The sequence below is a fragment of the Levilactobacillus bambusae genome, assembly GCF_003124125.1.
GTDB classification, from domain to species: Bacteria; Bacillota; Bacilli; order Lactobacillales; family Lactobacillaceae; genus Levilactobacillus; species Levilactobacillus bambusae.
In genome coordinates, this window is sequence record NZ_QCXQ01000003.1 from 117,518 (window position 1) to 130,108 (window position 12,591).

Below are 12,591 nucleotides of genomic sequence, written 5' to 3' on the forward strand. Positions count from 1 at the left end.
ATCTCTTATTCTACTCGTGCCGCTTAATTAAACTACTCCGCCTTTTTAATGACGCCGTTCACGTCATCATTACTGAAGTCGTGCGCCATAAAGTCTGGGTCAGAGGTTGGTAAATGTTGTTCTAGGGTATCAAATAGCTGAATGGCGACATCGGCTTTTTCAACGTCATATTGGAGGACGTGACCCCCCATTGACTGATCTTCCGTTAGAAAATGGGCGTGAAACCCACCGACCGCCGCACCGTTAAATAGTTCGGGTGAGTAGTAGCTTAATAGGGTTCCAGAAACGTGGTCCGCCACAAACTGACTTTGGTTTTCTGCTGCGGAAGCTAACGTCGCGTCCGGGGCCATATTGCGAGCCACCGCTCGGGTTGTCATACAGGTAAACGTTCCCTTCACGGTGACGGCAAAGAACGTGTTCGCAAAGTGGCCCTGTTCCAAAATGAGGGCCTCAAGATCATCTGCCGAAACGTCTTCAACCGTCATGAGCGGCTTAAAGGCAGCGTGATGCACGCTCGCAAATGGGAGTAAAAATTCGTCATCAACAACGTGAACCACCCCGTCGCTTGTCACTTGGTAGGGGGTCCCGTCCAGGATAAGGAGTTCCCCGTCCAGTCCCTCACCCGTTCCAATTCCCGTGTCTCCGTGTGTCAATAAGTCGCCCATCCGCATGGTTCCCCGAAATAGTCCGGGCACTAGCAGGGCTAAGGTCCCGTGCTGATATAAAATAGTGGTCTTTGACATGAGATCCCTTCCTTTAATAGAATTGATCGTCCAGCAGAGTTTGACTCAGCTGGCTGTTTTCACTGTAATCAACGGGCACATCTACAATAACCGGGCCCTCCGTCTGAAAGGCTTCGGCTAAAACGGCCGCCAAGTCATCTTCGTTAGTGACCCGAAGTCCCGTTGCCCCGAAACTTTCGGCATATTGCACGAAGTCCACGCCGCCAAAATCTACGCCGGCTGACCGGCCGTACTTCGTTTCTTCCTGAAACTTCACCATGTCATAGTGGCCGTCGTTCCAAATAATATGCACAATATTCAGGTTCAATCGCACGGCCGTTTCTAATTCCTGCCCGGAAAATAGGAAGCCTCCGTCACCGGAAATCGAAACGATTTGGGTGTTAGGCCGCACTAGGGCCGCTGAAATGGCCCACGGTAACGCCACCCCCAGTGTCTGCATCCCATTACTAAACAAAAGGTGTCGGGGTTCATAACTACGGAAGTGGCGGGCCATCCAAATGTAATGGCTTCCGACGTCCACCGTTACCGTCATCTCATCGGTGATGCAGTTTTGCAGCTCGGACACTAACGCTAAGGGATGAACCCGGGTGGAATCGGTAATGACGGGCGGTACATCTTCGGCATCCCGTTTCTCCCGGAGCGTCGTCAGATAATCGGTTGCCGACTGATTCAGACTAAAGCTTGAGTCAAATTGTGCGGCCAACGCCGTTAAGGTGGCTCCCATGTTCCCAGTCATCATCATATCAGGTTGGTAGTCGACGGTTAATTCAGGATCAATACTATCCAGGTTAATGATTTGGCCGGTCCGGTCTTGGTTCCAATTTCGGGCTTCATATTCAACGGGGTCGTAACCCACCGCAATTACAAGATCGCTCTTTTTCAGCAGGAGGTCGCCCGTCTGATTGTGGAATAACCCAACCCGGCCAAAATAATCATCCTCAAGTTCATGTGAAATGATCCCGGCTCCCTGGAAGGTTTCAACAACGGGTAAGTGCACTTGTTGCAGTAGACGTCGGATTCCCGCCGTGGTTTCATCATCTGAGGCTCGCATTCCGGCCAGGATCACGGGCAGTTTGGCCCGTTTAATTTGACTGGCGAGTTCCTGCAACTGATTTTCCGTTGGAATACCTTGATTGACGGGGACGGGGGCCTTCATGACGGGCCGGTCGGTTGTTTCGCTCAGGACATCCTGAGGAAGCGAAATAAAGGTCGCTCCGGCCTTCGGTGCAATCGCAGTCTGATAGGCATTAGCAAATGTTTCAGAAAGCGCATTTGCATCCTGAACTTCCGTGCTAAACTTAGTGGTTGGGGCTAATAATTCCTGACTCTTAATGCTTTGGTGGGTTAATCGAGCTAAGTCGTCCCGTTTAACCTGGCCACCTAGTGCAATGACGGGATCGCCCTCTGACGTAGCAGTCACTAATCCTGTCGCTAAATTAGACGCCCCAGGACCCGAGGTAACCGCAACCACCCCCGGCTGGCCGGTTAACCGGCCAATTCCAGCAGCCATAAACGCCGCGTTCTGTTCATGACGGGTAATCACGAGTTGCGGGGCATTAGGATCCGTGGAATACTGAAGATCTTCAAACAATTGATCCACCTTAGCGCCCGGAATTCCGAACACGTAGTGAATCCCGTGGTTCATCATCGTTTCAATTAAGGCTTCCGAACCTCGTTTATTTGTCGTCATCGCAGCGATCCCCTTTTTATTTATCATTAAGTTGAATTGTCAACACAGATAGAATAACGACTTTTAGTTGAATTGTCAACACAAATCAGTTAACCTTACCCAAACACTAAACGGAGGAATCAACTATGAAAGATCTTGGTTACCTGGCGCAGGATATTTCGATCCTGCACCGCCAATACTATAAGGACACCGGTGAACGTTTTAAAGACCTGGGACTCAATCCCACGGCAGCCTGTATTTTACTGGCGGTTAAGGACCAGCCAAACGTCAATCAAGCCCAAATCTCAGCTCAGCTCGTGATTGACAAAGGGTTAACAACCCGGGAAATCAACAAGTTAAGGGACCTCGGCTACGTCAATAAACAACCCGGCAAGGGAAAGTCCGTGACGCTGACCCTAACCGATGCCGGATCGGCAGTGGTTCCTCAGGTGAGTCAGATTCGTGAATCCTGGTGGAACGACCGGTTTGCCCAGACGGGAATCACCCCTGATAGCCCCCTAGTGGCTGGAATCCAACGGGTCGTCAACAGTATTACCGACCAACCCATTCATTAGCAAAGCGTCAAACAATCGTCACATTCTTGTGCTACCCTATTTTGGCAAAGGAGCAAACGCCAATGACCAATAATATTCTACTAGTTGATGATGAACCCAGCTTAACCAGCTACCTTGAAAAAGAATTAACGTTTGACGGGTTTAACGTCATTACCGTTCATGATGGCACGACTGCGTGGCAAACGTATCAGGACCACCGGGGCGACTGGCTCGTCATCTTGCTGGATTGGATGCTGCCCGAAATGGACGGCATGGCTATTCTACGCCGAATTCGGAAGGAAGATGACGTTGCCATTATTATGATGACCGCCCGGAGTTACGTGAGCGACAAGGTAACCGGGTTAGACAACGGTGCCGATGACTACCTGACTAAGCCCTTCGAAATCGAAGAACTCTTAGCCCGGATCCGGGTGATTCAACGTCGGGCTAACAAGCACCAAGAACCCGCCGGGATCTACGAAGTGGGTCCCATCAAACTCATCCCTAAGTCCCGCCAGGTTTCCCAAAATGGGACGCCCATTTCCCTAACCCAACGGGAATACGACCTCTTGCTGTTTCTCATGCAGCATCCCAATGAAGCCTTAACTCGCGATGATCTCCTCGATCACGTCTGGGGGGCTGACTTTTTTGGGGATCAAAACGTGGTCGACGTTTACATCGGCTACCTGAGAAATAAGCTGACCCCGCCCAACGCTGAATCCCGACTGGAAACGGTTCGCGGCGTTGGCTACCGGCTAAGGGGGGATTAAAATGGCTAAACCGATAAAATCCAGTGCCGCCCTCATTCAGCGGTCCTTTACCCCCCTGCTCATTAGCGCCGTGTTAGTCGTGGGGCTCTTACTAACCGGCGCCATGCTCTACCAAGCGGTCGTTCTTTCACAGGCCGAGGCATACCGAACCCTCAATATCATGGAGAATACCCAGCAGCTCCCCGGGCAGTTTGCGATGGCTACCGGGCGCGCATCACGAATTTCTCAAAACACCTACGCCTCCATTTCACGCGGAGCGGCGGCGATCGAATCGACCGGACTATCGCAATTTTTAGCGCACCCCCAGTTTAAGCTTCCCTTCTTAAACCTCGTCTGGGTCATGAATCGCGGCCTCTTCTTGGCCGTCTCAACCAGCCATAACCAAACCCACTATGAACTCTGGGTTGGTGTACACGGCGTCATGAATCAGTTCCAGCTTGTCGCCGCTGCGTGTGCGGTCGCCATGGTCATCATCATGGTTATTAGCCTGATTGTCGTTCGTCAGTTGGCTAACCGGCTTAGTCAGCCCATGCTGGATCTTGCCAGTGCCGCAACAACGGTAACCCACACCCATTCAACCAAGAAGTTGCCGGTCCCCGCCGAACCCCGAGAAATGCACGATCTAGCCGTTCAATTCAACCAGTTGCTCGCCGAATTAGGGGCGGAACTTAAACGGGAGCGGCAGTTCGTATCGGATGCGGCTCACGAGCTTCGTACCCCCATTGCTGCGGTTCGGGGCAACGTCAATTTGATTAAACGTCACGGTGAAGAACATCCCGAAGTAGTCCCCGAATCCCTCCAGTTTATTGACGAAGAATCCCAACGACTGGAACATTTGATTACGAATCTACTGGATCTTTCGCGGGCGGATCAACGTCAGGTTCAAGTTGAACCCGTTAACCTCACCCAACTCTCGACTGATCAAATCGCCCGGTATCAGCCAACGATCACGCAGCCAATTACCTTGAAGGCACCTCAAAAAGCCGTGACGGTGACCGCGAACGCTGATTACCTGACCCAAATACTGTTGATCCTCCTAGATAACGCCCATAAATACTCACCGGTTGACTACCCCATTGTCGTTCAAATTTCCCCAACCGACCGTTCCGTGATCCTAACGGTGAGTGATTTAGGGCCGGGGATTCCCGATGATCAAAAAGCAGCTATCTTTGATCGGTTTTACCGGATTGATTCCTCACACTCCAGTAAAATTGCCGGCAGTGGCCTTGGGTTAGCTATTCTTAGCCAACTTGCAACACTGCAACACATCACTGTTACGGTACTCGATAACGAACCAAACGGAGCAACCATGCAGTTAACTTTCCCAATAGATAACTAAAGAATCGTTTGTAAGGGTGACTTACAAACGATTCTTTTATATCATTGTTACTAACAACAACTTTGCGGATAATTTAGGGGGAGACACCCATGGAAAACAACGTCCTTTTGGCCTGGAAACGACTGACGAGCCGAAATTTTGCGGATCAGGTCAGTCAGAAATGGCGTCGCCGGCTCACCTGGATCGTTCTAGTGAGCCCGGTCATTTTACTCGGGCTGGCACTAGTCGGGTTTCAGCGCACCAGTAATTGGTTAAACGACTTCTATTTTTTTCTATTAGCGGATTACTTCTGCCTGGTCTTTGGCCGACGCCACATTCGCTTCATCTGGTCCCTTATTTTAGGGACTTTATGTGCCATGGGCTGCATTCTGCTGTTAACCTTCTGGATTAGTTGGGTAACGGGACAATAATTAGCCAAAATAAAGATGGGGTTGGAATACAAAACGTTCAGGATATGCCAAATAAAACAAAGGGCCAGATTCGATTGTTTTTGATCGGATTTGGCCCTTCGTTTTATTTAATTGTGGTCTGTCTTTAGTTGGGTTCCACCGCTCAGATCTCTGCGGTTAACCAGGGCATCGAATAATGCCTAAGACCAGCATTTTTCGATGCCCCAGTTAAACCTCCAGATCTACCGAGCGGTTCCGCACCCTATCCCCTTAACCACTTAGCCATTTCCCACGCAAAGTCTTCGGCTTGGGCAAATAGACCGACGTTGTTTAGGAAGGCGTGGGTCATTCCTGGGTAGTATAGGTAGTGGAGGTCAACCCCAGCCTTCGCTAACTTTTTGGCAAAGGCGTACCCTTCTTCGTGCAATGGATCAAATTCGTCCGTTACAAGGATGGTCCGGGGCAGGTTAGCCGTGACGTCATCCGGGTAGTTAATTGGCGATACTAACGGATCCATCTTATCAATCTTATCGTGAGTATAAGCGGTTCCAATCGTATCAATTAACGTTGTAAAATCACCACTTGCACCTACGGGACCACTTCCGGCACCCTTGGGGGTTAATTCACGAATTTGTTTGGAATCGATGGTGACCAACGGGTAGAGCAGCGCCTGCTGCTTAGCGTAGCGGGTTTCGCGGTCCATGTACGTAATGGCAGCCGCAATGTTAGCGCCCGTACTTTCCCCGTACAGGGTAATGTTGGCTGGATCAATGCCTAATTCATCCGCATGTTCTGACAGGTAACGTAGCGACGAGTAATTTTCACTCGTTGTCGTTTCATAGTCGAATTCTGGTGCGTAATGGAAGTCAACGGCAAATACCTTAACGTGAGCAACTTGAGCTAAGAGATATGAAAAGCCCTGGGTTAAGTAAATGGAGCCCCCAATAAAGCCGCCCCCGTGAATGTACATAACAGCTGGTAAGGTTTCGTAAGGTGCCGTTAGAACTGGTGTGTAAGACATCATGCTGACGCCTTCGTCAGTCGTTACCTTTTCGGTCTTAACGTTCGGCGCCATGTTGACACTAACCCCGTTCATCCGTTCCCGCCATGCAAACAGCTTCTTTTCCGTATCATTACGTGGGGCCCGCGCAGCTGCTGCCATAGCAGCTGAAGGCTGAGCCTTATAGTCCTTCGGGAACTTATAGTCCTTCTGGTAATCCTTTAAGACGGGATCTTCTTCGCCGTCTTTTACCTTGGGATCACGTTTCGTTAAAGACAGAACCCCGTTTTCATCCTTTTGGAACTCTTGAATCTTCGACAATCGAGCTAATTTCTCGTAATACGTTTCTGTACGTGGATATGCATCTGAATTTGTGGACATACTATCCATCCCCCTTTTTAGCCATTATATCAAGCTTACATTCAGATTCGTAACAAAAAGCCTTATCCTCCATTTACCGGGAAGGAAGCGCTATAATTAAGGGTATTCTTAGCATTGGAGGTTAACATCATGAAAATTTCTGTTCCGCTTCAAAACGGCGTCTTGCCGGATCAATACGCAAAGTATGCGACGGGCAGTGACGTTCATAACGGCCAACCCGTCCGATCGTTTCCCATCCGAATCGAAGATGCTCCTGAGGGCACCCAGTCGTTTGCGTTAAGTCTTCTCGACTTTGATGCCATTCCGGTTAGCGGGTTCCCCTGGATTCACTGGGTCGCCGCCAACTTCCCGGGGGACATTACCGAAATCCCCGAGGACGACAGCCGAACCCTAGTCGTTCCCCACACGCTCGGTAAAAACAGTAATGCCGGGTCATTAATCAATGAAACGAACCCCTCAATTATTGAACACTATACGGGGCCGTTCCCACCGGATGCTGATCATACCTATACGTTAACGGTGTACGCCTTAAAATCCGTCCTCGACCTTGAAGAAGGATTCTGGTTGAACGAATTGATGCACGATGCTGACTCTCAAACGTTAACGACAGCGACCTGTACCTTTATTGGCCGCGTTTAAAATTTAAGGAGGTAACTTGCTTATGACTTCAACTGTTAAAATTGGCCACTCCGACGTAATGACCACCCCACTTGGTTTAGGTACCAATGCGGTCGGCGGTTATAATCTTTTTCCGAACTTAGATGATAACCGGGGCAAAGAAATGGTTCGGGCCGCCATCAACTCGGGAATCAACCTCTTAGATACAGCCTACGTTTACGGTTTAGGCCGGTCAGAAACCCTTATCGGTGAAGTTCTCCGGGATTACAAACGTGAGGACGTCACGATTGCCACTAAGGCGGCCCAAGATCCCAGTCTAGGCAAAAACGCCGTGAACAATTCCCCTGCCTTTCTAAAGAAGGCCGTCGATGAAAGTCTGGAGCGGTTGCACACCGACTACTTAGACATCTTCTTCATTCACTTCCCTGACGAAAAAACTCCTAAGGACGAAGCCGTTTCAACGTTAAACGATTTAAAACGGGACGGTAAAATTCGCGCCATTGGGATTTCCAACTTTACGTTAGACCAAGTCAAAGAAGCTAACCGTGACGGTTACGTCGACGTGGTCGAGGATCAATACAGCTTAATTCACCGGGACGCCGAAGTCGAATTACTCCCATACCTTCAGCAAAACGGGATTTCGTTTATCCCTTACTTCCCACTTGCCTCTGGACTATTAACGGGTAAGTACACCGCTGAGGAACCCCACTTCCCGGACGGTGACCTACGGCAAAATGACTACGACTTTAAGGGCGACCGCTACCAACAAATCATTGGCAGCGTTGACTCCTTAATTCCAATGGCCAAAAAGTATGACGTCACCATAACCCAACTGATTCTAGCTTGGTACATCAAGAACCCGGCTATTTCCGTTGTGATCCCCGGTGCTAAACGGCCCGAACAAGTGATGGCGAACGCCCAATCTATGACCGTTAACCTCAGTGACGCCGATTACCAAATCATTGATACCACCTTCAAGGCTTAACGGATGAATAAGAGCCGTTTAGAAGCCTTTACGGACGCCATTGTGGCAATTATTTTGACGATTATGGTGTTGGAGGTTAAGACCCCCGACAGTTATCAGCCCGATGCCCTAGTCGGGGATGTTCCCTATTTCTTTGCCTACGCCGTGAGCTGGTTATTCATCTTAACCGCTTGGTATAACCACCACTACATGTTTAGCCTAGCGACTCACATTCGGAAAAGTACCTTCTGGTTAAACTGTTTATGGTTATTCGTCATGTCTTTTTTACCGATCGCCACAAGCTGGACGGGTCGCTTTATCATGCACCGGGCCCCCGCCTACTTCTATCTCTTAGTCCTAGTTTTGTGGGATACAACTTACCACGCGCTGTCGCTTGACTTGGCCCGGCATAATCCCGAAATTGCCAGTCGAATTACGAACATGCTGGTCTATCGATTCATCGGGACTTGGTATGGCTACCTGTTAATTGGGGTGGAAGGCGTTTTAGTTTACTTCTATCCCCCTAGTCTACTCATTATTACAACGGTTGAGCTCATCACCATTGCCGTTCGAACTCCCCATGACTCGGATACCCTATTTAATTAGGGGACCAGTGGGGCAACTCAAAAGACCGGTCAAATTCGAAAGAACTTGGCTGGCCTTTTTACGTTAGTGCACGGGATTTATCGATTAGGTCCGCACTATTTTATTCCGGCTCCCCCAATCAGATTTCTGTGGCTAACTACGCAAGAACTTAACCGTCAAAGCCCAGACGCTTATGTCCTTGCTAGGTTAGTCCTCAAAATCTACCGATTGGGTCCGCACTATTTTTTTTATTCCGGCTCCCCTAATCAAATCCTTCCGCCTAACAAAATCACCCGTAATACCCAAGTGCAGGTATTTCGGGTGATTACGTTAGTGCTCGGGATTTACCGATTAGGTCCGCACTATATTTTTACCTTCCGCCCCCGATTTTAATGGCTGCGGCCTCCAAACGGGATAGGGTGGACTCCGCGTTCGTTTTGAAATCTTCAATAAATGTGGTGCCTTCTGGTGTAACATGGCCCATATCTTCGCCGTAAATATCCTTGACGACTAGGGCATGGCCCTCATAAACGCCTGTATCGTAGTGCCCGTCCTCCACCTGATCCAAGAACTGTTGAAAGGCGTCTAGGACTCCCTGCTTAATCACTTCATCCTCCGTCATATCCACCCCGCTGCGTTGTAATTGAACCTGACGCAAAGTGACTTCATCCATATCTTGTGGAATTTGAATAATCATCATCACCACTCCTCATTCCTGTTTTGCTTCTATAGTATCACGGCAGGAGTTGGTTCTTGCATTATTTTGCCAAGTAGGTCAGGATTTAGGTAAAAGGAGTTGAGCGCAGATGACAGACGCCATTACAGTTGCACAAGCACAAGAATATGATCATTACACCATGGAGGAGGTGGGGATTCCCTCCCTCGTCTTAATGGAACGGGCCGCACTAGCTTGCTACCGGGATATTTTAACCGGGCCGTTCGACCTTAGCCGAATTTTAGTGGTTGCCGGATCGGGTAATAACGGCGGGGACGGGGTTGCGGTCGCTCGATTGCTCCGCATTCATGGTTTAAACGTTAGACTCATGCTGGTTGGTCAACCTGACCACGCTACCGAACAAACAAAGCAGCAGTTAAAAATTGCCGCTCACTACCAAACACCCATGACCACGGAAACGGCGGATATTGAACACGCAACCCTCGTTGTCGACGGGATCTTCGGGGTTGGACTTTCACGGCCCGTTGAAGGTCACTATGCCACAATTATTCATCAGATTAACGAAGTCGATGCGCCTGTGTTTGCCATTGACGTTCCGTCAGGCATTAACGCTGACACAGGTGACGTTTTGGGGGTCGCCTTGACCGCCCGCATGACAACGACCATGGGTTATCGTAAAATAGGCTTTGAAACCACGAGCGGCCGACAGCACGTTGGTCAGCTTCACGTTGCCGACATTGGGGTTTACGCACCTTCGCCCCTCATTCCAAGCAAGTAAGAAAGGATCTTCCCCATGCAAATTACCATTATCGGAGCTGGCCCACGCGGCCTATTAGTACTCGAACGGCTGCTTACCTGGCATTCGCCCCACTCAACCGAGTCACTGGAAATCACGCTAATGGATGACTTTCCCGTCGGGGGTCATGTTTGGCGGACTGATCAAAACCCGCTGCTTTTGATGAATACCGTTGCACAGGAAATTTCGCTCTTTGCCGATTCGTCCGTTGAGATGCGGGGCCAATCCGTTACGGGCCCTGATCTCTGCGACTGGGCCCAAAGTCAGGTTGGCCAACGGTACATAGCGACGCATGATTTACCAAACCGGGAGACGCTTCAAACCTTCGCCCGCCACCTGGGCAAGAACGACTACGCTCCCCGGGCTTTGTTTGGCGTCTACCTTCAATGGTTCTACGAACAGCAGTTAAACCGACAGTCAGACACCGTCACCATTCAGTTTATTCAGGAATCGGTCGTCGAAATTCGGCACGTTGACACCCATGACATCATTAAGACGGCTCACCGATCCCTTTTGGCCGACCAAATTATCATGGCCCTTGGTCACTCTGAGAACCGGCCCACGACGGAACAGCGCTCGTTTGCCGACTTTGCTGAAAGTCACGGTCTGGCCTACTTCCCACCCATGCACCCGGGTGACGCTGATTTTTCCAAACTCACCGATGGTCAAACCGTTATTATGCGCGGATTAGGGCTAAGTTTCTTTGATTACATTACCCTATTAACGTTGGGCCGGGGAGGGAAATATCAGCAAACGGATCATGAACTCACCTACCAGCCGTCCGGTTACGAACCCCAAATCATTGCGGGTTCCCGGCGGGGTTTCCCTTACTACCCTAAGGGCGTTAACCAGAAAAAACCGGGGGAGGAATGGCAGTCCCATTTCTTAACGGCCGAAGCCCTGACTGCCCGTCATATTAGTCGTCCCATGGACTTCACAGCGTTTCAGCACCTCGTCCGCTTAGACGTTGAATTAGTGTATTACCAACTGTTGATTAAGCAAAAGTACCCGAAACTCAGTGCCGATCAGTTTAAGCAGGATTACCTTGCTGCGGCCGACCCTGAAACGGTAATTGACCAGGCGCCGTTTAACCCCGAAGACCGGTGGAACTGGGAGTCAATCATTCAACCGCTGCGAGACGAACCAGCTGGCGTTAACCACCAGCAATTTATTCTTGAACGACTTAACACGTTAATTGTCGACGCCAAACTCGGTAACCTAACGGGACCCATCAACGGGGCATTAGATGCCCTCCGGGACTTCCGGAGCGACATTCGGTTCATCGTCGAAAACCACTGGTTAACTAACGACGCCTACATTAACGACTTTTTAACCACGTTTGACCAGCTAAACAGCTTCTTAGTGGTCGGGCCGCCACTAGTTCGGATAGAACAGCTCTGCGCCTTAATGCGCGCGGGTATTGTGACCCTAGCGGATCCCAACATGACGGTTACCATCGCTGACAACCACTTTCAGACTCAGGTGGGAGGTCAACCCGTATCAGCCGCAGCGTTAATTGAAAGCCGGCTGCCCCGGATTGACCTCATGGTGAGTCACAATCCGTTGCTGGCCTCCTTAATTTCCCACCACACAGCGACGCCAGAATTGTTAGCTACCACCACTAATCCGAAGGCCCAAACCCACGCGGTCTTAGTGGATCACGAAACGGACCGGCTCATTGACGCTTACGGCCACTCCCTGTCAAATTTCTATTTCTGGGGAATTCCTACCGAGGGCGAGCACTGGATGACTACGACCGCCCCCCGGCCGGACGTTAATGATAGCAACTTCATTACGGCCGACCGCATCGCCAGTGAAATTTTGGCCCCTGAAAACCAGGAGAAAGACTTGGATGAACTAGTTTAAGATATACGTTAAAATCCCCACCACCAAACAGCATTGCGTTTGATGGCGGGGATTTTTGTGTTAATAACTTAATTTTTATTGGGGTTGAATAAGTTTCACACCCTTTAGTCAGGTTCCACTTCTCAACTTCCTGCGGTTAACCAAGTTCCCCAGTAATACTAAAACCCAGTATTTTCGGTGAACTCCGTTAATCCTCAGAAGTAAGCGAGAAGTTTCACACCCTCAGTCGGGTTCCACTTCT

General features: G+C 49.9%; 13 protein-coding genes. 9 read left to right on the forward strand and 4 right to left on the reverse strand.

Annotated elements, in window-relative coordinates; translation table 11 throughout:
- Positions 1 to 32: 32 nt before the first annotated feature.
- Positions 33 to 743 carry an acetolactate decarboxylase gene (budA, locus tag DCM90_RS07060; RefSeq protein ID WP_109250668.1) on the reverse strand — a complete coding sequence of 237 codons (711 nt, stop codon included), beginning with the start codon at positions 741 to 743 and terminating at the stop codon, positions 33 to 35.
- 13 nt (positions 744 to 756) lie between these two features.
- Positions 757 to 2,433: an acetolactate synthase AlsS gene (alsS, locus tag DCM90_RS07065; RefSeq protein WP_109250669.1), complete on the reverse strand. Its 1,677-nt coding sequence runs from the start codon at positions 2,431 to 2,433 to the stop codon at positions 757 to 759.
- Between the two features lie 125 nt (positions 2,434 to 2,558).
- Here alsS and DCM90_RS07070 point away from each other — a divergent pair, with 125 nt between their 5' ends.
- The 4 genes from DCM90_RS07070 to DCM90_RS07085 all read left to right on the forward strand — a co-directional run bounded on the left by DCM90_RS07070 (position 2,559) and on the right by DCM90_RS07085 (position 5,485).
- The gene (locus tag DCM90_RS07070) at positions 2,559 to 2,987 is read left to right on the forward strand and encodes a MarR family winged helix-turn-helix transcriptional regulator (protein WP_109250670.1); all 429 of its coding nucleotides are present in this window, start codon (positions 2,559 to 2,561) and stop codon (positions 2,985 to 2,987) included.
- Positions 2,988 to 3,049: 62 nt separating this feature from the next.
- Positions 3,050 to 3,736: a response regulator transcription factor gene (locus DCM90_RS07075; protein WP_109250671.1), complete on the forward strand. Its 687-nt coding sequence runs from the start codon at positions 3,050 to 3,052 to the stop codon at positions 3,734 to 3,736.
- A gap of 1 nt (position 3,737) precedes the next feature.
- Positions 3,738 to 5,075 (forward strand): sensor histidine kinase, encoded by a 1,338-nt coding sequence (locus DCM90_RS07080; protein ID WP_109250672.1) that lies wholly within the window; start codon positions 3,738 to 3,740, stop codon positions 5,073 to 5,075.
- Between the two features lie 89 nt (positions 5,076 to 5,164).
- Positions 5,165 to 5,485, forward strand: coding sequence for a hypothetical protein (locus DCM90_RS07085; protein ID WP_109250673.1), 321 nt, complete (start codon positions 5,165 to 5,167; stop codon positions 5,483 to 5,485).
- Positions 5,486 to 5,726: 241 nt separating this feature from the next.
- Here the strand turns inward: DCM90_RS07085 and DCM90_RS07090 are convergent, their stop codons facing one another.
- Entirely contained in the window at positions 5,727 to 6,845 is a 1,119-nt protein-coding gene (locus DCM90_RS07090; protein WP_165815245.1) for an alpha/beta hydrolase, read from the reverse strand.
- 129 nt (positions 6,846 to 6,974) lie between these two features.
- Here DCM90_RS07090 and DCM90_RS07095 point away from each other — a divergent pair, with 129 nt between their 5' ends.
- The 3 genes from DCM90_RS07095 to DCM90_RS07105 are packed head-to-tail and all read left to right on the forward strand — an operon-like array spanning position 6,975 to position 9,033.
- Complete coding sequence (locus tag DCM90_RS07095) at positions 6,975 to 7,484, forward strand: YbhB/YbcL family Raf kinase inhibitor-like protein (RefSeq protein ID WP_109250675.1); 510 nt, start codon at positions 6,975 to 6,977, stop codon at positions 7,482 to 7,484.
- A 22-nt stretch (positions 7,485 to 7,506) separates the two neighbouring features.
- Complete coding sequence (locus DCM90_RS07100; protein WP_109250676.1) at positions 7,507 to 8,448, forward strand: aldo/keto reductase; 942 nt, start codon at positions 7,507 to 7,509, stop codon at positions 8,446 to 8,448.
- A 3-nt stretch (positions 8,449 to 8,451) separates the two neighbouring features.
- Positions 8,452 to 9,033: a TMEM175 family protein gene (locus DCM90_RS07105; protein WP_109250677.1), complete on the forward strand. Its 582-nt coding sequence runs from the start codon at positions 8,452 to 8,454 to the stop codon at positions 9,031 to 9,033.
- 349 nt (positions 9,034 to 9,382) lie between these two features.
- Here the strand turns inward: DCM90_RS07105 and DCM90_RS07110 are convergent, their stop codons facing one another.
- Positions 9,383 to 9,712 carry a hypothetical protein gene (locus DCM90_RS07110; protein ID WP_225366000.1) on the reverse strand — a complete coding sequence of 110 codons (330 nt, stop codon included), beginning with the start codon at positions 9,710 to 9,712 and terminating at the stop codon, positions 9,383 to 9,385.
- Between the two features lie 106 nt (positions 9,713 to 9,818).
- Here DCM90_RS07110 and DCM90_RS07115 point away from each other — a divergent pair, with 106 nt between their 5' ends.
- Positions 9,819 to 10,466: an NAD(P)H-hydrate epimerase gene (locus tag DCM90_RS07115; protein WP_109250678.1), complete on the forward strand. Its 648-nt coding sequence runs from the start codon at positions 9,819 to 9,821 to the stop codon at positions 10,464 to 10,466.
- A gap of 15 nt (positions 10,467 to 10,481) precedes the next feature.
- The gene (locus tag DCM90_RS07120) at positions 10,482 to 12,350 is read left to right on the forward strand and encodes an FAD/NAD(P)-binding protein (protein ID WP_109250679.1); all 1,869 of its coding nucleotides are present in this window, start codon (positions 10,482 to 10,484) and stop codon (positions 12,348 to 12,350) included.
- Positions 12,351 to 12,591: the final 241 nt, after the last annotated feature.